The 23,493-nt window shown below is 33.5% G+C and carries 28 protein-coding genes; 22 read left to right on the plus strand and 6 right to left on the minus strand.

Translation table 11 applies throughout. The annotated features are described in order from the left end of the window. Positions 1 to 43 precede the first annotated feature (43 nt). From ACYFX0_RS13135 to ACYFX0_RS13160, 6 genes are all read left to right on the plus strand, one after another. Positions 44 to 1,243, plus strand: coding sequence for an iron-containing alcohol dehydrogenase (locus ACYFX0_RS13135; RefSeq protein ID WP_106081206.1), 1,200 nt, complete (start codon positions 44 to 46; stop codon positions 1,241 to 1,243). Between the two features lie 186 nt (positions 1,244 to 1,429). Then, the gene (locus ACYFX0_RS13140) at positions 1,430 to 2,125 is read left to right on the plus strand and encodes an aspartate/glutamate racemase family protein (RefSeq protein ID WP_106081205.1); all 696 of its coding nucleotides are present in this window, start codon (positions 1,430 to 1,432) and stop codon (positions 2,123 to 2,125) included. 88 nt (positions 2,126 to 2,213) lie between these two features. Further along, positions 2,214 to 2,687, plus strand: a complete 474-nt coding sequence (locus ACYFX0_RS13145; RefSeq protein ID WP_000493250.1) for an SAM-dependent methyltransferase — start codon at positions 2,214 to 2,216, stop codon at positions 2,685 to 2,687. Beyond that, positions 2,684 to 3,124: a GNAT family N-acetyltransferase gene (locus ACYFX0_RS13150; protein ID WP_001223866.1), complete on the plus strand. Its 441-nt coding sequence runs from the start codon at positions 2,684 to 2,686 to the stop codon at positions 3,122 to 3,124. The genes ACYFX0_RS13145 and ACYFX0_RS13150 overlap by 4 nt, the downstream gene beginning before the upstream one ends. A 217-nt stretch (positions 3,125 to 3,341) precedes the next feature. Next, a complete protein-coding gene (locus ACYFX0_RS13155; protein ID WP_033668863.1) occupies positions 3,342 to 3,788 on the plus strand; it encodes a DUF2975 domain-containing protein in 447 nt (148 codons plus the stop codon). Between the two features lie 10 nt (positions 3,789 to 3,798). Beyond that, the gene (locus ACYFX0_RS13160) at positions 3,799 to 4,017 is read left to right on the plus strand and encodes a helix-turn-helix domain-containing protein (protein ID WP_000152531.1); all 219 of its coding nucleotides are present in this window, start codon (positions 3,799 to 3,801) and stop codon (positions 4,015 to 4,017) included. 148 nt (positions 4,018 to 4,165) lie between these two features. Here the strand turns inward: ACYFX0_RS13160 and ACYFX0_RS13165 are convergent, their stop codons facing one another. Both ACYFX0_RS13165 and ACYFX0_RS13170 read right to left on the minus strand, forming a co-directional pair. Next, a complete protein-coding gene (locus ACYFX0_RS13165) occupies positions 4,166 to 4,693 on the minus strand; it encodes an HAD-IIIA family hydrolase (RefSeq protein ID WP_000181782.1) in 528 nt (175 codons plus the stop codon). A 29-nt stretch (positions 4,694 to 4,722) separates the two neighbouring features. Next, positions 4,723 to 5,154, minus strand: coding sequence for a GNAT family N-acetyltransferase (locus tag ACYFX0_RS13170; RefSeq protein WP_000009776.1), 432 nt, complete (start codon positions 5,152 to 5,154; stop codon positions 4,723 to 4,725). A gap of 159 nt (positions 5,155 to 5,313) precedes the next feature. Here ACYFX0_RS13170 and ACYFX0_RS13175 point away from each other — a divergent pair, with 159 nt between their 5' ends. The 6 genes from ACYFX0_RS13175 (at position 5,314) to ACYFX0_RS13200 (ending at position 10,160) form a co-directional block, all read left to right on the plus strand. Beyond that, complete coding sequence (locus ACYFX0_RS13175) at positions 5,314 to 6,024, plus strand: ABC transporter ATP-binding protein (RefSeq protein WP_000895248.1); 711 nt, start codon at positions 5,314 to 5,316, stop codon at positions 6,022 to 6,024. Further along, positions 6,017 to 7,216, plus strand: coding sequence for an ABC transporter permease (locus ACYFX0_RS13180; protein ID WP_106081204.1), 1,200 nt, complete (start codon positions 6,017 to 6,019; stop codon positions 7,214 to 7,216). Before ACYFX0_RS13175 ends, ACYFX0_RS13180 begins: the two co-directional genes overlap by 8 nt. Positions 7,217 to 7,498: 282 nt before the next feature. Next, entirely contained in the window at positions 7,499 to 8,086 is a 588-nt protein-coding gene (locus ACYFX0_RS13185; protein ID WP_001134421.1) for a YpjP family protein, read from the plus strand. 106 nt (positions 8,087 to 8,192) lie between these two features. After that, positions 8,193 to 8,828 (plus strand): HAD family hydrolase, encoded by a 636-nt coding sequence (locus ACYFX0_RS13190; protein ID WP_001174980.1) that lies wholly within the window; start codon positions 8,193 to 8,195, stop codon positions 8,826 to 8,828. 1 nt (position 8,829) lies between these two features. Continuing rightward, positions 8,830 to 9,216, plus strand: coding sequence for a VOC family protein (locus ACYFX0_RS13195; protein WP_460270709.1), 387 nt, complete (start codon positions 8,830 to 8,832; stop codon positions 9,214 to 9,216). An 11-nt stretch (positions 9,217 to 9,227) separates the two neighbouring features. Next, the gene (locus ACYFX0_RS13200) at positions 9,228 to 10,160 is read left to right on the plus strand and encodes an aminoglycoside phosphotransferase family protein (protein WP_016077781.1); all 933 of its coding nucleotides are present in this window, start codon (positions 9,228 to 9,230) and stop codon (positions 10,158 to 10,160) included. A gap of 50 nt (positions 10,161 to 10,210) precedes the next feature. On the opposite strand, the gene ACYFX0_RS13205 is transcribed toward ACYFX0_RS13200, so the two are convergent. Next, entirely contained in the window at positions 10,211 to 11,668 is a 1,458-nt protein-coding gene (locus ACYFX0_RS13205) for a serine hydrolase (protein WP_106103306.1), read from the minus strand. 198 nt (positions 11,669 to 11,866) lie between these two features. Between ACYFX0_RS13205 and ACYFX0_RS13210 the strand changes: the two genes are divergently transcribed. The 5 genes from ACYFX0_RS13210 (at position 11,867) to ACYFX0_RS13230 (ending at position 17,179) form a co-directional block, all read left to right on the plus strand. Then, entirely contained in the window at positions 11,867 to 12,823 is a 957-nt protein-coding gene (locus ACYFX0_RS13210; protein WP_106081203.1) for a thymidylate synthase, read from the plus strand. 19 nt (positions 12,824 to 12,842) lie between these two features. Then, a complete protein-coding gene (locus ACYFX0_RS13215) occupies positions 12,843 to 13,331 on the plus strand; it encodes a dihydrofolate reductase (protein ID WP_000637207.1) in 489 nt (162 codons plus the stop codon). Positions 13,332 to 13,487: 156 nt separating this feature from the next. Next, positions 13,488 to 15,473: a penicillin-binding protein 3 gene (gene pbpC, locus ACYFX0_RS13220; RefSeq protein WP_106103307.1), complete on the plus strand. Its 1,986-nt coding sequence runs from the start codon at positions 13,488 to 13,490 to the stop codon at positions 15,471 to 15,473. Positions 15,474 to 15,712: 239 nt separating this feature from the next. Continuing rightward, positions 15,713 to 16,348, plus strand: a complete 636-nt coding sequence (locus ACYFX0_RS13225; protein WP_000170033.1) for an FMN-dependent NADH-azoreductase — start codon at positions 15,713 to 15,715, stop codon at positions 16,346 to 16,348. A 111-nt stretch (positions 16,349 to 16,459) separates the two neighbouring features. Next, entirely contained in the window at positions 16,460 to 17,179 is a 720-nt protein-coding gene (locus ACYFX0_RS13230) for a lysophospholipid acyltransferase family protein (RefSeq protein ID WP_000616579.1), read from the plus strand. A 41-nt stretch (positions 17,180 to 17,220) separates the two neighbouring features. On the opposite strand, the gene trhA is transcribed toward ACYFX0_RS13230, so the two are convergent. After that, positions 17,221 to 17,877, minus strand: coding sequence for a PAQR family membrane homeostasis protein TrhA (trhA, locus tag ACYFX0_RS13235; protein ID WP_000136899.1), 657 nt, complete (start codon positions 17,875 to 17,877; stop codon positions 17,221 to 17,223). A 213-nt stretch (positions 17,878 to 18,090) separates the two neighbouring features. Between trhA and ACYFX0_RS13240 the strand changes: the two genes are divergently transcribed. From ACYFX0_RS13240 to ACYFX0_RS13255, 4 genes are all read left to right on the plus strand, one after another. Further along, positions 18,091 to 18,276 carry a twin-arginine translocase TatA/TatE family subunit gene (locus ACYFX0_RS13240; RefSeq protein ID WP_000492443.1) on the plus strand — a complete coding sequence of 62 codons (186 nt, stop codon included), beginning with the start codon at positions 18,091 to 18,093 and terminating at the stop codon, positions 18,274 to 18,276. Positions 18,277 to 18,333: 57 nt separating this feature from the next. Beyond that, positions 18,334 to 19,059 carry a twin-arginine translocase subunit TatC gene (gene tatC, locus ACYFX0_RS13245; protein WP_142398787.1) on the plus strand — a complete coding sequence of 242 codons (726 nt, stop codon included), beginning with the start codon at positions 18,334 to 18,336 and terminating at the stop codon, positions 19,057 to 19,059. A gap of 329 nt (positions 19,060 to 19,388) precedes the next feature. Continuing rightward, positions 19,389 to 19,640: a DUF2535 family protein gene (locus tag ACYFX0_RS13250; RefSeq protein WP_000629010.1), complete on the plus strand. Its 252-nt coding sequence runs from the start codon at positions 19,389 to 19,391 to the stop codon at positions 19,638 to 19,640. 152 nt (positions 19,641 to 19,792) lie between these two features. Next, positions 19,793 to 20,635 carry a DegV family protein gene (locus ACYFX0_RS13255; protein ID WP_106081379.1) on the plus strand — a complete coding sequence of 281 codons (843 nt, stop codon included), beginning with the start codon at positions 19,793 to 19,795 and terminating at the stop codon, positions 20,633 to 20,635. 275 nt (positions 20,636 to 20,910) lie between these two features. On the opposite strand, the gene ACYFX0_RS13260 is transcribed toward ACYFX0_RS13255, so the two are convergent. Further along, a complete protein-coding gene (locus ACYFX0_RS13260) occupies positions 20,911 to 21,885 on the minus strand; it encodes an MBL fold metallo-hydrolase (RefSeq protein WP_142398788.1) in 975 nt (324 codons plus the stop codon). Between the two features lie 335 nt (positions 21,886 to 22,220). On the opposite strand from ACYFX0_RS13260, the gene ACYFX0_RS13265 reads away from it, so the two are divergent. Next, positions 22,221 to 22,808: an SCO family protein gene (locus tag ACYFX0_RS13265; RefSeq protein ID WP_000833341.1), complete on the plus strand. Its 588-nt coding sequence runs from the start codon at positions 22,221 to 22,223 to the stop codon at positions 22,806 to 22,808. Positions 22,809 to 22,843: 35 nt separating this feature from the next. Here the strand turns inward: ACYFX0_RS13265 and ACYFX0_RS13270 are convergent, their stop codons facing one another. Continuing rightward, positions 22,844 to 23,305, minus strand: a complete 462-nt coding sequence (locus ACYFX0_RS13270) for an Hsp20/alpha crystallin family protein (protein WP_001288086.1) — start codon at positions 23,303 to 23,305, stop codon at positions 22,844 to 22,846. Positions 23,306 to 23,493: the final 188 nt, after the last annotated feature.

The raw sequence follows: 23,493 nt of genomic DNA on the forward strand, positions 1-23,493 counted from the left end.
TTATATCATAAAATATTAATTAGGATAAGAAGGGGTGGAGTACTTGCAAGAAGTTTCTGAGTTTCGTATGCCAAAGTCGGTATTATATGGAAGGAATTCGCTTGAAAAACTGGGGGAACAATCAAAAAAGTTAGGGAAAAGAGCTTTTATAGTTACTGATACAATTATGGAGAAATTAGGATATCTTGAAAAGTGTATACAACAACTAAATAAGAAAAGTATTACTGTTAGTACATATAATAAAGTGGATGCTGAACCTACAAATATACACGTGTTAGAAGCCTTATCTCTTTGTAAAGAGGAGAAGTGTGATTTTATTATCGGTATTGGTGGTGGAAGTTGTATTGATGCTGCGAAAGCAGTAGCGGTTTTATATACAAATGGTGGAGAAGTTGAGGATTATGTCGAAAAGGATATTGAAATAGAAAACAATCCACTACCACTTATTGCAATTCCAACAACTTCTGGTACTGGATCGGAAGTTACAAGTGTAGCAGTAATTACGAATAAAAAAACAGATGTAAAAATGATGATGAAGCATCCTAGTTTTATACCGAAAGTAGCAATTATAGATCCAGTTTTGACAAGTTCGTTACCACCACAAATTACGGCAGCAACAGGAATAGATGCGTTATGTCATGCGATTGAAGCTTATATTTCTAAATTTTCACAGCCACTTACAGATGTACTTGCTCTTTCAGCTATTGAAAGTATTATGAAATATTTACGTATAGCATATGAAGATGGACGTAATATGGAGGCAAGAGAAGCGATGATGATTGCTTCCTTACAAGCTGGAATTGCATTTTCTAATGCATCAGTTACATTAGTTCATGGAATGTCAAGGCCAGTGGGAGCATTATTTCATGTACCGCATGGAATATCAAATGCCATACTATTACCTACAGTGTTAGAATTTACAAAAACAAGTGCAGTGAAAAGGTTAGCAAAAATTGGACGTAGTTTAAATAAGGATTTGTATTCGAATTCTGATGAGGAAGTAGCAGACTACACGCTTGGGGAAATAAAAAAACTTTGCTTTGATCTTCGTATTCCAAATTTAAAAGAATATGGAATCGATGAAATTGAATTTGAAAATGCTATTTCTAAAATGGCATCAGATGCAATTGAAAGTGGTAGCCCAGCTAATAACCCACGTGTTCCATCATATGATGAAATCAAAGCGTTGTATCGAGAGTGTTTTAATTATAAGAAAGAATTTATAAAAACATCAGATTGTTAATTTCAGAATATTCTATAAAAATTTCCTTGGAAATGAAAGTACAATTACTCTTTATTATTTCCATATTAAATTCCGTAAAATAAGACTTTATATTTCAAACTTAAAGTCTTATTTTATTATGTATAATATATACAATAAAACGTAGTTATTAGTTTTATAAAAAAAGTTTAGGTAGGTGTTGTTTATATGAAAACGATAGGTCTTATAGGTGGTATGAGTTGGGAATCAACTTCTGAATATTATCGAATTATTAATGAAGAAATAAAAGAGAGATTAGGAGGGCTACATTCAGCAAAATGTTTGATTAATAGTGTGGATTTTGAAGAAATTGAACGATGTCAGTCTAGCGGAGATTGGGATGGTGCTGGAGAAATTCTAGGGAATGCGGCATATTCATTACAAAAGGGAGGAGCAGACTTTATAATCATTTGTACAAATACAATGCATAAGGTAGTTGGAAAAATAAAGGCGAAAATTGATATTCCAGTCTTACATATTGCTGATGCAACTGCAAAAGCAATTAAAAGAAAAGACATTCAAAAGGTTGGTCTGCTTGGAACTACATATACAATGGAGCAAGATTTCTATAAGTCACGTATAGAAGAAAATAATATAAAAGTAATAGTACCATCAGAAAAAAATAGAAAAGAAATAAATAAAGTAATATATACAGAATTATGTTTAGGAAAAATAGTATCTCAATCTAGAGAATATTATAAAAGAGTCATCGAAGAGTTAGTGCAAAAAGGAGCACAGGGAATCATATTAGGTTGTACAGAAATAGGGTTATTAATAAAGCAAGAAGACGTATCTGTCCCGATATTTGATACGACTCATATACATGCAATTGAAGCAGTCAAGGTAGCTCTAGATAGATTGTAATTATATTATGTAAACTAAATTCATATATCTGGAAAACATTCAGAAAATATTTTATAATGTAAGTGGTTACATTTAAGGGGGAATGCGCATGTTTTCAGTTCAACCAATCGCATTTGTACATAATGAAAGAAAGGAAATAAAAGATGATGAGTGGGGAGAAGTAAGATCCCGTATAACTTTAACTGAAATGTATGCAGAAGAAAGTATACAAGGGATTGAAGATTTTTCTCATATTGAAGTTGTTTTTTATTTTCATAAAGTAACTGACGAGCAAATTCAGTATTTTGCTAGACATCCTAGAAATAATAAGGATTATCCTGAAGTAGGTATTTTTGCACAGCGCGGGAAAAATCGCCCGAATCGCATAGGTGTAACAATTGTAAAGGTGATCAAAAGAGAAGGTAAATCAATTATTGTTGAGGGATTAGATGCTATTGATGGCACTCCTATATTGGATATAAAACCAATAATGAAAGAGTTTATGCCGAAAGAAGAAATACACCAGCCTAAGTGGGCAACGGATATAATGAGACAGTATTGGAAGGGGAATGGAGTAAAATGAGAATATATGAGGCAACAATTGCAGATTTAGATGGACTAGCATCAGTTTTTAATAACTATCGCATGTTTTATAGGCAGGATTCTGATTTAGAAGGGGCAAAAGTATTTTTACGAAACCGAATTGAGAAAAAAGAGTCCGTTATTTTCGTAGCAGTTGAAGACGGCGAATATATTGGGTTCACACAACTATATCCATCATTTTCTTCCATTTCAATGAAAGAATTATGGATTTTAAATGATTTATTTGTACAAGCGGCGAAGCGTGGAGCCGGAACAGGTAAAAAATTATTAGAAGCTGCTAAAGAATACGCATTAGAAAATGGAGCAAAAGGTGTAAAATTACAAACAGAGATTGATAATTTATCAGCACAACGATTATATGCTGAAAATGGTTATTTGAGAGATAATCGTTATTTCCATTACGAATTAACGTTTTAAAAAATTAAGTTGAAAGAGGCATTTTCAAGAAAAAGAATTTCTTTGTAATGAGAAATTCTTTTTTATTTTTGCCTAAATTAAAAAGTATGACAATAACGATAAAACGATATTTATTTATTGTTAAACGATAAATTATGTGGTAAAATTATGTTGTCATTAAATAAGTGAGTTATTGTAAATGAATCTTAAATGAAGTTCAACAACGTTCTTAAAAGTAATTATTTTTCTTTCTGGAATTGCAGTGCTTGCCTTATGCATATTTTTAGTGCCGGAAATGGCGAATTTTGTAGCGAATTTGTATCCTAATATCGCTCCGATAAAATATCTTGTTTTCATTGTGATGTATGGAGCAGCTGTGCCTTTTTATGTTGCTCTTTATCAGGCTTTCAATCTTTTACAGTATATTGACGAGAACACAGCGTTCTCGGAATTATCTGTAAAGTCGTTAAAGAATATAAAGCGCTGTGCAGTTACAATCAGTGGTTTGTATGTATTAGGTTTGCCACTTTTTCATTTTATAGCGAAGAAAATGGAACCTCCTATTGGGTTAGTGGGACTTATTATCATTTTTGCTTCGTTCGTTAGCGCTGTTTTTACCGCTATCCTTCAACGCCTTCTACAAGAAGCAATTAACATAAAATCAGAAAATGATTTGACAGTTTGAGGTGGCGGATATGACAATTATTATTAATATTGACGTCATGTTAGCAAAACGAAAGATGAGTGTAACGGAGCTTTCGGAGAAGGTTGAAATTACGATGGCGAATCTTTCTATTTTGAAAAATGGGAAAGCAAAAGCGGTTCGTTTTTCAACATTAGAAGCGATATGTAAAGCTTTGGAGTGTCAGCCAGGGGATATTTTGGAGTATAAAAACGATGAGAATACTCAATAAAAACAGATAACAAATGTAAATAATAGAAGTCAATAAAGAAGGGATAGCCACTAAGCTATTCCTTCTTTACGTTAATTGCTGTTAGTAATAAAAAATATAATTTGAATTGCAATGTCTGCTTATCAAAAGGGAACTTGCTACCTTTGTATTATAGTTGATTTAAAACCCAGTTTGTTGCATCTTCAAAGTTATCTGCAATGTAGTTTGGTTCAATATGTGCCCATTTGTCTCGGTACGTATGCAAAGCATCATACCCAGCGCCTGTTCGGACTAGAATCGTTGTCGCATTTACTTTTGCTCCTGCAACAATATCAGTCCAGCGATCACCAACTACAGCACATTGTGTTAAATCAAGCCCATGTTTTTTTGCTGCTTTAAGCAGCATGCCTGTACTCGGTTTACGGCATTCACAACCATCACCGTGTTTATGAGGACATACATAAATATCATCAAAACCGAAGCCTTCTAATTCTTGTACAAAATCGGCTACAGTTGCTATTCCATCTGCAATCCCAGGTTGATTTGTGAAAGAGAAAATTTTTATATTCTTAGCTTTTAGTTTTTGCAAGGATGTTTTTGTGAATGGAAATAATGTAAAAGATCCTGGATAATGTATTGTAGTGTCACCACCAATTGTACCGTCACGATCAATGAAAATTGCTTTAATGTTTGTCATAGTTATAGCCCCTTCAATTTATAAGTAGTTTAAAAATGTTTTACAAATCGGTAGCCATTTACCTCATAGCCTAATTTTTTGTAAAAAGGATGAGCTTCTACTCTTTTTGTTCCACTAACTAGCCATGTGCCAATGCAATTATGTTTCTTTGCTAATTGTTCTGCATAATCCATCAAAACTTGTCCAATGCCTTTACGTCGTATGTTAGAATCAACGCTAATAATTGAAATCTCTCCATAACGTGTTACATCTTCTAAATTTTCACGTATACGAAATCCAAGTAATCCAAATATAGCTTCTTCTTCCTCGTAAACATATAAAAAATCAAACGGACTCATTTGTACGAATTGTAATCGATTGTTCATATCTTCATAGGAAATAGAGGAACCTTTTAATTCTTTCGTTAAAGAACAAAGTGCGTCTATATCATCTATCGTTGCTTCACGAATTTGAAAAGACATATTATCCACTCCAATAAAATGTAATCAAACATTTAGTATTCTGTTAAAAAATGTTTTTTCCTGCCATAAAAATAAATATTTTATAATGATATATAGATAGTTATATGTTATTATTTTCCTTGATTGTATTGGAAATGGAAAGAGAAAGAGGGGAAATGCATGTTAGAAGTAAATATCCGCTCAGCTGGATATGAAATAGGTGAAAAAACAATTCGTGATATAGCTTTTTCTATCGAAAAAGGTGAACTAGTTGCTCTTATTGGAGCAAATGGTGCTGGGAAGAGTACGACGATAAAAACGATGCTCGGATTACTTGTAAATATGGACGGTGAAATATCATTCGGTGAAAAGAAAAATCCGTATGCATACGTACCAGAACATCCAACATACTATGATTACTTGACGCTCTGGGAACATATTGAATTATTAATGGCAGCTCGTGGAAGTGAAATGGGAAGCTGGGAAGAACGAGCGGGACAATTATTACATACTTTTCGAATGGATAAGCATAAACATGAATATTTATCAAAGTTTTCAAAAGGTATGAAACAAAAATCGATGCTAATATTGGCGTTTTTAACTGAGCCAGATTTTTATATAATTGACGAACCCTTTATCGGTTTAGATCCAGTAGCTACGAAAGAGTTTTTAAGTTATTTATATAAAGAAAAAGAGCGCGGAGCAGGAATTTTACTCTGTACGCACGTATTGGATACTGCTGAAAAAATTTGTGAAAGATTTTTACTCATTTCACAAGGTACATTAGTCGCAGATGGACATTTAGAATCTATTCAAATGTTAGCGGAAATGCCGGATAGCTCATTACTAGACTGCTTTGATATAATTGTAAGGCGTGAACAACATGATTAAACAACAATTTTATAAAAGATTATGTCATGAGCTCCAGCGGAAGTGGAAGTCTATATGTTCGGTAACAGATTGGACAGTCGCGTTATATATTATTATTCCAACACTTATATTTATGGGAATCTATTATAGGTCACTATGGATAAATGAATTATCAATGGAAGAGACGATTTATTTCGGATTAGGATTACTCGCATTTTATCTAGTAACATATCCGAGAGGAGTTCGTTCGTTTTTTGAGCAAGCGGATAGTTTATTTTTAATTTCGTATGCAACACATATGCGAAAATTAGTCCAGTATGGCATGATGTACACATTTGTTCGAATAGCGATAACGAATGTAATAGTAGTCGTTATTATGTTACCAGTGTTGATGAAAAGTATCGGAGTAACAGAGATACAAGTCGTATTATTTTGGGTATTCTTTACTATATTTCGATTTATGTTGTCGTTGTTAACAAGATTTATTCATGTACAGGTGGGGAAACGATGGGTTTTATGGATTGTAAAAAATGTAGTATTTTCTATGAGCTTGTCCTTTTTTGGAATTAGTTTATTTTTTATTTATAAAAATCTATATTATTCAATTCTATTTATCGGTCTATTAATTTTCTTAAGTAGTGTATTAGTAAAAGAGAAAATGAATTATAAAAAGTTCTTTTTTAAAGAAATCGAGAAAGAAAAAGAGGAAAGCATGCGCTGGACGAGCGGAATTATGCAAGTTGGTGGTCATGCAGCTAAACCGAGTAGCTCGAATAAAAAACCGTGGATGTTTCCGCGTTCTAAAAGACTATTAGGAAAAAAAGCAGATTCTCGTATTGTCGAATCTTTTTTGAAAGAATTTTTCCGTACAAGTACTGTACGAATATTTTATATTCAAATTGTATGTATGAGTACTGCAAGTATAATCATGACTCCAAGGTGGATTGCAGCTATTGTTCTTGTATTTGCTGTAGTTGCAATTTCTCGCTATGCGCGTGATTATTGGAATGAATTTACGAAAAAAATGTTTCTTCATTTATATTGTGAAGAAGGAAAATTACTTTTGCTAAGGTGGAAGGCAGATCGTTATTTACTACTACCAGCAATACTCTTGTATGGAATAGTTATACTTGCCCAGTTTTATTTATTGCCAGCTGTGATTGGTGGCTTTGTTTTTATTTTATTAATTGTATGGATTGTATTTTTACCATAAAAAAAGAGCCATTGACGGCTCTTTTTCTAGTCTGTAACACATTGATAAATAAAATATACTAAAACGAGTATGCTTGCGGCGGAATACATGACATCTAAAGTCATTCAAGTGCCTCCTCAATATTGTGGTATTAATATTGTATGAAATCTTACAATTTCATATTCAAGTGAAAAATATGTGAACGTTAACAAAATTGTAAAGTGCAAAAATTATAATCATTTTGTATAATAGAAGAAACCACCGTTATATAAAAAATAATGAGTGAAAGGGGAGGGAACATAAATGCCAAATTGGTTTAGAAAAACCTTAGTCGCATTAATTACCGTATTTACATTTGGTTTAGTGACGCCTCCTTCCATATTGCTTGATAATGCCAAAGCTGCGGACAAGCCTACGAGCACAGCTGGGCAACAAAGTTTGGAGAGCACGTCCTATACATATGAAGAAACGAATGACAGGTTAACCACCGATACTTTTATTACTTATGCAATGCAAGAAGCAGAGAAGCAGTCGATGCAAAAGTTTGGTACTAAAATTGGTCCAGTAATTGAAGATGAATTTAAAGATGTAATATTACCGAAAATTGAAGAGGCAATTGCTGAGCTTGCTAGTGATGTACCAGAAGACTCACTACAATCATTAGCGATTTCTCAAAAACCAGCTGGTGGAAATAATGAAAAGATTTTTCACGTCTACGATACGAAATCAGGAAATGATTTATTGCGTTTCCATGTAAGAAGAGATCATCCGCCGCAAGATGGTTATTATTTTAATTTCCATTATCACCGTTTTGATGATGGATACTCTGGACATCATGAGTTAGGAAATATTTATTGGAATACAAATGTACCGCCGAAATGGTTGTCTTAAAAAGAACAAGAGAAAATCTTGTTCTTTTTTATGTTTATAGAAGGGACAGACAACTATGTTGTTGAATAACATAGGTTTAGAAAAAAGAAATAAAAGGAGTATGGAGATGCAAAAATACATTGTTTTTGACTTTGATGGCACATTAGTAGATTCGCAAAATATATTTGTACCAATTTATAATCAAATTGCTGAAAAGCACGGATATAAAACGGTAAAGGAAGAAGAAATTGAACATTTACGTAAATTAACGATGCCAGAGAGATGTAAACAACTCGATGTACCACTGTATAAATTACCGATATTAGCGTTGGAGTTTTATAAATTATATCAGCCTGCTATAAAAGATCTTGTTTTATTTCATGGGATGAAGGATGTATTAGATGAACTATATAAAAAAGGATACGGTATTGCGGTTATATCATCTAACTCAGAAGAGCATATTCGGGCATTTTTACACAAGAATGATATAGAAAATATACAAGAAGTGTATTGTTCTAAAAATCTGTTTGGTAAAGATAAAATGATAAAAAGATTTTTAAAATCGAAAAAGATAACAGAGCAGGATATGTTATACGTTGGTGATGAACAGCGAGATGTAGCAGCGTGTAAAAAGGCTGGAGTGAACGTGATTTGGGTATCTTGGGGATATGATGTCATTGAAACAGTGAAAAAAGATGCACCAGATTATATGGTTCATAAGCCGATGGAAATTGTGGAAGTAGTACAAGGAGCGTATTCTTAATATGAATACACTTCGAGCAGGCATTCATCATATTGAATTTTGGGTAGCGAATTTGGAGGAGTCCATTTCTTTTTATAATAAGTTGTTTTCCATAATTGGATGGAGAAAGTTAAATGAAGTAGCATATAGCACAGGAGAAAGTGAAATATATTTTAAAGAAGTAGATGAGGAAATCGTAAGGACGTTAGGGCCTAGACATATTTGTTATCAAGCTATTCATAGAGAAGTAGTTGATGGAGTAGCAGATTTTCTTTCTAGTACGAAAGTGAAGGTAATACGTGGTCCAATTGAAATGAATCATTATTCGGAAGGTTACTATACGATTGATTTTTACGATCCGAATGGATTTATTGTAGAAGTTGCCTATACACCAAAGGCAGAAATGTAAGGGGAATAGATATGAAGATAATTACAGCGCAGCAAAACAATATACAAATTGTAAAAGATGCAGTGGATATTAAAGAAATTTCTAAAGGTTTTTCGCCTGATAAGAAATATATAATTATGAGTGCGAATAATGAAAAATATTTATTTCGGACAGGCGATATAAAAGAGTATGAAAGAAAGAAAATAGAGTTTCAAATTTTAAATGAAATGGTAAAATGTAACGTACAGGCACAAAGGCCAATTGAAATAGGTATATTGGAAGAAGAAGGTGTATGCTATAGTATTTTTTCATATTTAGAAGGGGAAGATGCGAAGAGACTATTGTCTACGTATTCACCAAAAGAACAATATGATATTGGCATAGAGGCAGGAAAAGATTTAGCGAAAATGCATACACTTGAAGCTCCTAAGAATATACTTCCGTGGTATGAAAGAGCAATGAAAAAACATAGGAAATATTTAGAGGCGTATAAAACATGCGGAATTAAAATTGAAAATGATGATAAAATTATTAAGTTTATAGATGAAAATGAAATGTATGTAAAGGATCGCCCAAATCGATTTCAACACGATGATTTTCATTTAGAAAATATAATTGTACGGGATGGGAGATATGTAGGTGTAGTTGATTTTAATGGTTATGACTGGGGCGACCCACTGCATGATTTCGTAAAAATTGCACTATTTGCAAGAGACATTAGTATTCCATATTCAATCGGACAAATAGAAGGATACTTTAATGAGAGAATACCAGAGGAGTTCTGGAAATTATATGCGGTGTACGTTGGCATGACAGTTTTCTCATCAGTTGTCTGGACATTACGAGCAGCACCGCATATGTTGGAGGATACGTTAGAGCGTCTTCATATTGTATTAGAAGATCATAAAAACTTTGAACTATCGAAGCCGATTTGGTTTCAACCAGATAAGATGGATATGAAATAGAAAAGGTAGGTGTGATTCGCACCTACCTTTATTTTTTACCATCAAAATAATTATTTGATTTTCTTAAATGTCAGCGGCTGAGTACTTAACATAGCTGGCACATGTAACTGAAGAGATGGGAATTCACCACTCACATTCATTTCATAAGCGAATAATAAACTCATTTTCATTTGGAATAAGTCAATTTTTGCAGAGAAGATGTCGTAGTGATGATGGTGCAATTGAACCTCCATCTCCATAAATTGTACAAATAACGAATCATCTTGTTTGTATACTTGTAATGTTCCGTATGCAGGATGTTCAAAAGTACCAGTATAATCCTCTAACTTGTGAGAAGGTGTAGTCCCTTTAATTTGTTCAGGAAGCGATTCAGTTGCTTCTTTCATCATTTCCTTCATTTTCTCAGTATCTTCTACAGCACGTTTATGCCAATCAATGGATTCTAATTCAAGTAGTTCGTCATAAATTTGATTAGCGAGATAAGTAGGAAGTAATGTTCCTCCAGCATTCGTTAAAATGACAAGGCCTATGTTTTCTGTTGGTATGAATGAAACAAGTGCTGAAAACCCATCAATATTACCGCCATGATGAATTACCTTATTACCACGGTAAGCGCTAATAAACCAACCAAGACCGTAACTATTTAATGGAGATTCAGGAAGTGATAAAACTGGTTGATCTGGAATGGAATTATGTGGTGTATACATTTGTTGTAATAATTCAGAGGAGATTAATTCATGATCTCCAAATTTACCTTTGTTTAAGTGAAGAAGGACCCAATTTGCCATATCTTCAATTGTAGAATTAATACACCCAGCAGCTCCAACTGTATCGATGTTATGGAATGGAACTTCTTTTATTTTACCTTCATTTTCAACGTAAGGTAAAGCATAATCATCTGTAGTTTGTGAATCTGTAACAGAGAAGTTTGTTTGATTCATATTTAAAGGTTCTAAAATATGTTCTGTAACGTATTGTTCCCACGTTTGATTTGTAATATTTTCCACAATGTAGCTGATTGTTGTATACATTAAGTTGTTATATAGAAACGCTGTTCGGAACGGCGCATCAAGTGGTAAATGTTTTATTTTTTCAACGAGATTTTTTCGAGATAAGGAAGAGCTATACCAAAGAGCCTCATGACGGCTTACACCGGTTCGATGAGAAGCTAAATCTCGTCCGGTAACTTGTGAGCTAGCAAGTAATTCAGATAAAGAGAAGTTAGGTATAAAAGACTGGACAGGACTATCCCAATTAAATTTTTGTTGTTGTGTTAACAAACTTAATGAAAGTGTGCCAAAAGCTTTCGTTGAGGAACCGATTGCGAATCGAGTATGCGGTGTAACAGCCTCTTTTATTTCTATATTACGATAGCCGAAACCTTCTGAAATAATAACTTCACCGTCTTTTATTACAGCGACAGCAGCACCAGGAACATTTAAATCCTTCATCATTTTTTCAACCGTTGTTTGTAAAGAAGTCATAACAGGCGTTCCAATTTTAGACATACTTCTAACCTCCAAATATAAATTTTGTTCTACCGCACTATACTTTCGGTAATAGAAAATGAAAACCTTTTTAAATTTGGAAAGTTAATAATTTTGTAAGAATTAGTGGGAGAAATTTTATTAATTAGGATTATTAACTTTACCATTTTTCATGTTATGATAAATTGCATATACGATTGAAAGAAGGTTTTCCTACATATGAAACATGCTGAAAATGAATACTTAAATTTATGCCGCCATGTAATGGAACATGGTACGAAGAAAGAAGATCGTACAGGGACAGGAACTGTATCTGCATTTGGATATCAAATGCGTTTTGATTTGAGTAAAGGATTTCCTTTATTAACGACAAAAAGAGTACCATTTCGCCTTGTAGCAAGTGAACTACTTTGGTTTATGAAAGGTGATACAAATATTCGCTATTTATTGCAGCATAATAATAATATTTGGAATGAATGGGCATTTAAGAGCTGGGTGGAAAGTGACGAGTATACTGGTCCTGACATGACTGATTTTGGTCTTCGCTCACAACAAGATGAAGAATTTAAAGTACAGTACGATGAGCAAATGGAATTGTTTAAAAAGAACGTTTTAGAAGATGATGATTTCTCAAATAAATATGGTTATTTAGGAGACGTATACGGTAAACAGTGGCGTGCTTGGAAAACGACAGCCGGTGAGACACTTGATCAATTAAAAGATGTAATTGAAATGATTAAAAAAACACCAGACTCACGTCGTTTAATCGTTTCTGCTTGGAATCCTGAAGACGTACCGAGTATGGCATTACCGCCTTGTCATACATTATTCCAGTTTTATGTAGCGGACGGAAAACTTTCTTGTCAGTTATATCAAAGAAGTGGTGACATATTCCTTGGAATTCCATTTAACATCGCAAGTTATTCACTACTAACACATTTAATTGCACATGAATGTGGTCTTGAAGTAGGAGAATTTGTTCATACAATTGGAGATGCACACATTTATACAAATCATTTTGAACAAGTAGAAAAGCAATTGGCACGTGAACCACGTCCGTTCCCGAAACTTACATTAAATCCAGATGTGAAATCTGTTTTCGATTTTGAAATGGAAGATTTAACGATTGAAGGATACGATCCGCATCCAGCAATTAAAGCACCGGTTGCAGTATAATTGTAGAGGAGATGAAAAAATGATTGTTTCATTTATGGTCGCAATGGACGAAAATAGAGTAATTGGTAAAGATAATAATTTACCTTGGCGTTTACCGAGTGAATTACAATACGTGAAGAAAACAACGATGGGTCACCCGCTTATTATGGGAAGAAAGAACTATGAAGCGATTGGTAGACCGCTGCCTGGAAGACGTAATATTATTGTAACTCGTAATGAAGGATATCACGTTGAAGGATGTGAAGTTGTTCATTCTGTAGAAGAAGTATTTGAACTATGTAAAAATGAAGAAGAGATTTTTATTTTTGGCGGGGCGCAAATTTATGATCTCTTTTTACCTTATGTAGACAAATTGTATATAACAAAAATCCATTATGCATTTGAAGGAGATACATTCTTCCCAGAAATGGATATGACAAATTGGAAAGAGATTTTTGTGGAAAAAGGTTTAACGGATGAAAAAAACCCGTATACGTATTATTACCATGTATATGAGAAACAACAATAATAAAAAAGATTGATGTGAGAATTCGCATCAATCTTTTTATTTATATTCACCAATATAAGTTTATAGATGAGATTCGATAGTGCTATAATGATAGGTAGCATGTAAAAAATGCTAAAATTTTCAAAATTACTAATATAGAAAGAGGAGGAGAATGGATTGAGAAAGATATGGGGGATTCTTTTTCTTTGCTTAACATTCATGTTAGTTGGATGCGGTAAAGAAGAAAAACCACAAGAAGCGTTTGATACATATGTAAAAGCATGGAATAAACAAAAATTTGCAGATATGTATGATCAACTATCAAAAAATGCAAAAAAAGATATTTCAAAGAAAGAGTTTACTGAGAAATATGAAAAAATTTATTCTGGTATCGAAGTAAAAGACTTAAAGGTAGAAACAGGGGAAGTAAAAGAAGATAAAAAAGATGAAGGCCCTGTTCCTTTTAAAGTAAGCATGGATACAGTTGGTGGTAAAATTACTTTTGGCCATGAAGCAAAAATGGTGAAAGAAAAAGATGGAGATAAAGAATCTTGGAAAATAGATTGGACTCCTGATTTTATTTTCCCTGGTATGACGAAAGATAGTAAAGTGCGTATGCAGACGACAGAGCCAAAACGTGGTGAAATATACGATCGTAATGGAAAAGGTCTTGCAACGAATGGGAAAGCTTCTGAAATTGGAATAGTTCCAGAAAAATTAGACGATACTGCTCCGCAAACGAAAGAGACAGTAGCGAAGTTGTTAAATATGACTGTAGAAGAAATTGATCAAAAATTAGCTGCTAAATGGGTAAAACCAGGGTATCTCGTACCAATTGGAATTTTGCCTGAAGGGGCAACGCAAAATACGTACATTGATTTAGCAGGTGTTTCAACAAAACCTGTAAATGTTCGTACATATCCATTAGGGGAAGCGGCAGCTCATCTAACTGGTTATATCGGAAAGGTAAATGCTGAAGATTTAAAAACGCTTCAAAAGAAAGGCTATCAAGCTGATGATCCAGTTGGTAAAGCTGGTTTAGAGCAAGTATTAGAGGAAAAGCTACGCGGTAAAAAAGGTGGCCGTGTCTTTGTAGAAGATGCACAAGGAAAAGAAATTAAAAACTTGGCAAAAACAGATGCTGTTGATGGAGAAAACGTGACTTTAACTATTGATAGTGCTGTTCAAGAAAAAACGTACAATGAAATGAAGGGCGAAGCTGGTTCAAGTGCAGCAATTAATCCGAAAAGTGGAGAAACAATTGCACTAGTAAGTAGTCCAGCATATGATCCGAATTTAATTGCACGAGGAACATCGAAAGCACAACGCGAAGCTTGGAATAATGATCCGAAAAAGCCGATGACGAATCGCTTTACACAATTATCGGTACCAGGTTCTGTATTTAAACCAATTACAGCTGCAATTGGTCTTGAAACGAAAACGATTGATCCAAAAGAAGAGTTAAAAATTGAAGGATTAAAATGGACAAAAGATTCTTCTTGGGGTAATTATTATGTAACGCGTGTGAAAGATGCAAATCCGATTGATTTTGATAAGGCGATGAAATACTCGGATAATATTTACTTCGCACAAGAAGCATTGAAAATCGGAAAAGACAAGTTTATGAGTGAAGCGAAAAAATTCGGATTCGATGAAAAATTACCAATTGAATATGGATTCCCTGCTTCTAAAATTGCAAATGACGGTATTAAAAATGATATTCAAATGGCAGATACAGGATATGGACAAGGGCAAGTATTAATGACTCCTCTTCATTTAGCTTTAACGTATGCGCCAATTGTAAATGATGGAACGATTCCATCACCGTATATTATTAAAACAGATAAACAACCAAAAGCTTGGAAAGAAAATGTAATTTCTAAAGGAAATCAGGATATATTAAAAACTGCTATGACGAAAGTAATTAATGATCCGGATGGTACAGGGAAAATTGCTAAAATTGATGGAATGACTCTTGCTGGAAAAACAGGTACAGCGGAATTAAAAGTATCCAAAGAGGCCGAAGGAAAAGAACTAGGCTGGTTCGCTGCATTTGATTTGAATTCACCAGATATGGTCATTACAATGATGATTGAAGATGTAAAAGGTAGAGGTGGAAGTAACATTCCAGCTGAAAAAGTGAAACATGTTTTTCAAAAATAATATGTAATAAAAGGCTATCTCTATAAATTATAGAGATAGCCTTTTTGTATGAGGAGTCTTAATATCTGTATACTAAATTTTAAAGAAACAAAATAAATCATTAACTTACGAAAAAAAAGCAGCTATTTTTTATTGACATTAATTAAAACTTTTTGTATTATACTTACATAAGGTAAGTTATTAACTTTCGAAAAATAAATCTTGAATTAAAGATAAAGAGAAAAAAGGGAGAGAATACAATGACAAAAGTACTATTTATCACAGCAAATCCAAATTCAGCAGAAGGTTCTTTCGGAATGGCAGTAGGGGAAGCTTTCATCGAGGCTTATAAAAACGAGCATCCACAAGACGAAGTTGTAACAATTGATCTATTCAATACTACTGTACCAGCAATCGATGCAGATGTATTTGGTGCTTGGGGTAAATTTGCAGCAGGTGAAGGCTTTGAAACTTTAACTGAAGTTCAACAACAAAAAGTAGCAGCAATGAACACAAACTTAGAAACATTTATGCATGCAGATCGTTATGTATTCGTAACTCCAATGTGGAACTTTAGCTATCCACCAGTAGTAAAAGCATACTTAGATAACGTAGCAATCGCAGGTAAAACATTCAAATATACTGAAAATGGTCCAGTTGGCTTATTAGAAGGTAAAAAAGCACTTCACATTCAAGCAACAGGTGGCGTATATTCTGAAGGAGCATACGCAGCTGTAGACTTCGGTCGTAATCACTTAAAAACTGTATTAGGATTTGTCGGAGTAAATGAAACTGAATATATTGCAGTTGAAGGTATGAATGCAAACCCTGAAAAAGCACAAGAAATTAAAGAAGCAGCAATTGCTAATGCTCGTGAATTAGCAAAACGTTTCTAATATAAAATGCCTTAAAAAGTCCAAACACTTGATGTTTGGACTTTTTTTCTTCTTTTTCCTTCGTTTGTCTAGTATAATGAAGGTCGGAATGATAATAGGTGGGGGTTCTGTATGATTCAAACGTTTTTTAAAATCTTTTATTTAATTTTAATCGTAATTGCGATTACACCGAGAATGTGGCGTCTTAAAAGACAAGTAAATACGATGGCGCCAAAAGAAAAAGATAATGCTGTGTACAAAACGACAAATTGGTTTGGTAAGAAAATGGTACGTGTAGCTGGAGGGACAGTAGAAGTTAAAGGGCTTGAAAATGTTCCGAAAGACAAGCCGGTACTAGTTGTAAGTAATCACCAAAGTAATATGGATATCCCTGTTTTACTAGGTTACTTAAATAAACCAATTGGATTCGTGTCAAAAGCAGAAATTAAAAAGTTCCCAGTTGTGCCAACTTGGATGGAACTTATGAATTGTGTATTTATGGATCGTAGCGATCGTCGTCAATCTCTTAAAGCAATTAAAGATGGAATCGAGCTATTAAAGAATGGACATTCTATCGTAATTTTCCCAGAAGGGACAAGAAGTAAGGGTGGCGAAGTTGGAGAGTTTAAGGCTGGTAGTTTTCATCTTGCAGTAAAGTCAGGTGTAGCAATTTTACCTGTAACGTTAGATGGTACATATAAGATGTTTGAAGCGAATGGAAATCGTATGAAGCCAGCTCATGCAACAGTAACAATTTCTAAGCCGATTACACCTGAAGATTATGCGAATATGGATATTAAAGAATTAACGAAGCATACACAGGAAGTTATCGCATCACAATTACATAAGTAGTAAAAAAGGTTTCAGCTTATAGTAAGCTGAAACCTTTTTTACTATGCTGTAGGTAAGACATAAAAGAGTACACAAAAGAACATCATCGCACTACCACCTAAAACGAACAGGTGCCATATGGCATGGTTGAAAGGTAGCTTTTCCCAAAGGAAGAATATAGCTCCGACAGAATATAAAATTCCGCCCGCTAAAAGTAGTGAAAAACCATGTCCAGTTAGATTTTCATAAAGTGGTTTAATGGCAACGATTATGAGCCAGCCCATAATGATGTAACATAAAGTTGATGCCTTTATAAAGCGACGTACAAAGAAAATTTTGAAGACGATACCTCCGATTGCAAGTGTCCATATAATAGCAAGTAACGTCCATCCTAATGGGCCACGAAGTGTAATAAGTAGAAAAGGAGTATACGTGCCAGCAATCAATAAGTAAATGGCTGAATGATCTAAAATAGTAAATATTTTTTCAACTCTAGGATGATGGATGCTGTGTAGCAATGTTGAAAACAAGTACAGTAAGAACATGCTTACACCATAAACAGTAAATGCAACTACAGCTGATGCGGTACCGTGCTTAGAAGCATGAATAATCAATATGATTAAGGCAGGGATGCTTAAAATGGCACCGATACCATGTGTAATTGCATTTGCAATTTCTTCTTTTACAAATTGGGTCATTCGTGTCATTTTTTCAGTCATAATGCAAATCCTTTCTACTATCATGAAATAATATGTCATTTCCCTTACCATATCATACACAAGGGCAATAGAAAATGAAATTTGTATAATTGATTATATTTTTGAATTTTTTTGACAAAAGGCAATGGATTTGTTGACGTTTTCAAACTTTTTTGACAAAATAAAATTATGTAATAGTAGGACAAGGAAACTACTAATAAAGGGGATGGGGAAATGTTTTCAAATATTGGCTTTCCAGGGTTAATTTTAATTTTAGTAGCAGTACTCATTTTATTTGGGCCTAAAAAATTGCCGGAAATCGGGAAGGCTTTAGGGGAAACGTTAAAAGAGTTTAAAAAATCAACGAAAGAATTGACAGATGACGCATTTCAAGAAAAGGAAAAGAAAGAAAAAATGTAATGTATTTTCCTTGTAATGGATAAATAAAGTGTGGTGAACGAGTTGGAAGATCGGGAAATGAGCGTAGTAGAACATATTGTTGAGCTTCGAAAAAGAGTAATATATACGGTGTTATCCTTTGTACTATTTTTAATTATCGGATTTACTTTTACAAAGGATATTTATTTTTGGCTTGTAAAAGATTTACCAATGAAATTAACTGTTCTCGGTCCAAGTGATGTATTGTGGATTTTTTTCTCGATTGCTACAGTATTTGCTATCGTTTGTACAATTCCTTTTGCTGCTATACAAATTTGGTTATTTGTAAAACCGGGTTTACATCCAAATGAACAAAAGATGACAATAATGTATATACCGGTATTGTCTATATTATTTATTGCAGGTTTATGTTTTGGATACTTTATTGTAATGCCATTTCTATTTCACTTTTTAACTACGATAGGTAATGAAATGTTTAATACGATGTTTACGACAGAAAAGTATTTTCATTTTGTACTTAATTTAACAGTCCCATTTGCTGTGATTTTTGAATTACCAGTCGTTGTAATGTTTTTAACTAGTATTGGAATACTTACGGCGGAATTTTTAATAAAAATAAGAAGATATGCTTACGTAGCACTGATTATCATTGCATCTTGTATATCACCGCCTGACTTTTTATCTCATAGTTTAGTTGCGGTGCCGCTTATTTGTATTTATGAAGTAAGTATTGCTTTATCAAAGGTTGTTAGTAAGAAGAAAAAGAAAAGAGAAGAAATGCAGTCGAAAAGTGCCTCGTTATAAAGGCACTTTTTTATTTATTGGTTATACTATAGCTATAAACGTATACAATATATAGAAGAAAAAAATTATAGAATCTCCAAAATTTAGACAAACTTTGCGCTTTTATAAGCTTATACTAAATGTATTAAACAATTGATGGATAATGAGATTCCCGTCTCGGAGATATTTAGGATGGGAAGATGGATTAGGTGGAGATGAATAGAGTATAAATCTTCTAGCCATAAGGACTACAGAAATCATATAAGTCTGATTTTACTCCACTTTAAACAACGTGTTACAACGCAAAGTAGAGGAAGTTCAAAAATCCAATGAAAAAGAGGATTGATATTGTGATTACGAAAAGTTTTTATTTCACTCATTCAACAGGGGATTGTATTAAAATATTCGAAATCCCTGTCCTACAGGCGCAGCATCCATTATCGTTTCTAATTCAGTCTCGTCTTCAATTATTTATTGCAAAAATTCAAAAACAAAAACATCCAAGATTTGCATATTCTTTCCGTGAATATTTACAAAATTGTTTGAAGTGGAATGATTATTTAAATGTATATAAAACAAATACTCTTGAAAAAAATGCATGATATAGAGTAGAGACAGGGTTAGGAGCTCTGTCTTTTTCATTTTAGATATAAAAATATAATTAATTTGATGAAATTTCGTTCCAAATTGTTGAAAGCAATGGGAATACTAGTATAATAACAAGGAGAGCGTATTGGAAAGGGAAGAATATAATATGCAAAAAATTAAAATTGTAACAGATTCAACGGCAGATTTATCACAAGAAGTAATCGAGAAGTATGACATTCATGTTCTACCATTATCAATCTCTGTAAATGGACAAACATATTTAGATCGCGTTGATCTACAACCAGATGAATTTATTGAAGAAATGCTTAAATCAGAGGAATTACCAAAAACATCGCAACCAGCAATGGGTACATTTGTAGAAATGTATGACAAGTTAGGTGAAGATGGAAGTGAAGTACTTTCCATTCATATGACAAGTGGAATGAGTGGTACTGTAGCAACTGCAAATAGTGCTGCATCAATGACCGATACAAAAGTAACAGTTGTTGATTCTCAATTTATTACACATGCTTTAGCATATCAAGTAATTGAAGCTGCAAAAATGGCAAATGAAGGGCGCTCACTAGAAGAAATTTTAAAACGTGTAGATGAAGTAAGAAAGAATACTCGTTTATATGTAGTAGTAGATACATTAGAAAACTTAGTGAAGGGTGGACGTATCGGTAAAGGAAAAGCGTTTATCGGTTCGCTGCTTAATATAAAGCCAATTGCTAGTCTTGAAGACGGTGTTTATAATCCTGTAACGAAAGTTCGTAGCCAAGGCCAAATTGTAAAAACATTAGCTAAGTTATTTGAGCAAGATACAGTTGGAAAAGTTGTAAAGGCTGTTGCAATTCCACATGCGAAAGCAATTCCTTTAGCTGAAAGTATGAAAGCGGCGGTTGAAAAAGTGAGTGGGTTTGCTCAATCAGAAATTTTCTATACAACGCCTATAATTAGTACTCATACAGGTCCGGGTGCAATCGGATTTATGTATTTAGCAGAGTAATAAAAAAGCTACTTGAAAATATATTTCAAGTAGCTTTTTTATGTAAATAGAAAGTAAGAAATAAGAAGAGCTATACAGGCACTACCGCTAATGATATAGCGAGTCTGTAAATATCTATTCATAGAAAACACCCTTTATCCCGCAATTTGCGGACAGTAAAACTCCCACCTCAAAATTTAGTTGGAGCAAAGAGGTTAGGTAACGGGCTGTCCGTAAAAGCCTTCACTATAGGATTTTCTATATTATATGTTAGATGTAGAAAATCAGTCGCTACGTTACACATGTAAAGTTTCAATTTTTTCATTTATTTGCTTATCATTTGTTGCGTTACTATAAATAAAAGTTTGGCCTAAAAAGAGTACATGCAGTTGTTCCCATGGTAACATGCGCAAATTCCAATTATTTCGAAGTCTAGTTATTGCTTCACGAGGTGTTTCATCGGCGAGTGCAAATGCTCCGTAATGCATCGGTATAAAATGAGTAGCGTTTAAATCTAAATAAGCTTGCACAGCCTCTTCAGGTGAAACATGAGATACTTTCATAAACCATTCTGGTTCATAAGCGCCAATGGGCATAAGAGCAATATCAATTAAAAAGCGTTCACCAATTTCTTTGAAACCTTGGAAATAGCCACTGTCGCCACAAAAATATATGGTTTCCATAGTCGTTTCATTATCAATAATCCATCCCCCCCAGTGAGACGTATTCATATCAAATAAGAATCTTCTCGTCCAGTGCTGAGCAGGTACGAAGTGAAAAGAAACTTCGTTAATTATCGTACTTTCCCACCATTTATACTCTTCTACATGTTTAAATTTCTTACGAGTAAATAATTTTTTTAATCCGATAGGTACAAGGTATAGAACATCATCATTCAACTGACGAAGAGTTGAAAAATCTAAATGATCATAATGACCATGTGAAATAAGGACAATATCAATTTTAGGTAGTGCTTCTATAGAGAATCCAGGTTCTGTAAGTCTTGGAACTAGCTTTAATTTATTGGCCCATACTGGATCTGTTAATATATTAAGTCCATTCGTTTGGATAAGAAAAGTAGAATGCCCAATCCATGTGACAGTCGTTTTTTTTACATTACTTTGCAAAAATGCACTTTGTTTAACGGGTGATTGTTCTACTAAGAAAGAAAAATCTTTTTTGTTTTGCTTTCGTTCTTTACGCCAGCGTAAAAAAGAGCGAATTGATTTTTTTGTACTAACATTATCCATATTTTCATAGCGCTTTGCCATGAACATCACCTCATTTAAAATCGTTGTATTTGTATTGTACCGAAATGTTGTTAAGGAATACAGTGTAAAACATGGATTAATGTTTAAGGAATTGTTAAAAAATAGGGAAAGATATTTACAAAAGTAACAATAAAATTAGTTTTATCACTTCTATTTATAGAAATAATAGTAAAAAAATATATTTTGTCTAGTAATTCGCTTGAAATAAAGAAGTAACATACGTAAATTCGTACGATTTCGTGAACAAATGTAGTAAACAATTTTCTCGTAGTGTTAACTTTTGTTATTATAAACATAACCTATTTAAATTTAGGATAGAGAAAAGAGGTTTATAAATGAAGCGTTATCAAAAAATAATTGGTCTTATGGTTGTATTTTGTCTCTTTGTACTTGCTGGATGTAGTGGATCAGGTTCAAAGCTTCGTAAACCATTGAATTGGGATTTAGAAACTTTCCAATTTACAAATCAAGATGGAAAGCAATTTGGTACAAAAGATTTAAAAGGGAAAGTTTGGGTTGCAGATTTTATGTTCACAAATTGTCAAACAGTTTGTCCACCAATGACTGCAAATATGGCCAAGCTGCAAAAGATGGCAAAAGAAGAGAAGATAGACGTTCAGTTTGTTTCATTTAGTGTAGATCCAGACCTTGATAAACCAGAAAATCTGAAAGCATTTATTCAAAAGTTTACAGAGGATACTAGTAACTGGAATTTATTAACGGGATATTCGTTAGAAGATATTACAAAGTTTTCAAAAGATAATTTCCAATCACTTGTAGATAAGCCGGAGAACGGTCAGGTCATGCATGGTACATCATTTTATTTAATTGATCAAAACGGAAAAGTAATGAAAAAGTATAGTGGCATTAGTAATACGCCATACGAAGACATTATACGTGATATGAAGCGATTAGTGGATTAAAAATAAGGGTGCATAGCACCCTTATTTTTTTTGCATTAGTCTATGGATAAAATGTCATGTTGTTGGGGAAGTTTCGGCGCCCGAATTTCTAATACGCCGTTTTGATAAGAAGCTTTTGCTGCTTTTTTATTAATTGAATACGGCAACTTAATCAATCTTGATGCTTCTGAAATGGAACGTTCTCGGCGATAATAGTTATGGGATGTTTCTTCTTCCTCTTCGAGTATCTCTTCTTTTACAGAGACTTTTAAGTATTCACTTTGTATTTCAATTTGGATTTGCTCTTTTTGTATACCTGGTAGTTCAGCTGTAACAACGAGTTCTTCACCAACTTCATATAAATCTACAGGGAATGTTAATAAACGGTTTCCTTTTTGGAAAAAATGATTTAAATCAGCGATTACATTGCGAAGAGGTGTTTGCTCGAAGAAATCATCAATTTGCTTTAAGTAATTACGAACCGGTGGGCGAGAAGAATCTTTTTTTTCTTCACTCATGGTATTCCCTCCTAGAAATCAATTTGCAATATCATATGACAAAAGCGGAGAAAGGTGAGTGCCTAGTTTTCATGTTTTCATAAAAAATTGTTAAAAATGTGAAATGGAGTGATTTTTTTATAGTTTTTGGTCGCCATATTCAGTTGATTATGCTAGTATAAATAGGGTTGATATAGTAGTATAGAAAC

It is taken from the genome of Bacillus sp. NEAU-Y102 (assembly GCF_054788175.1).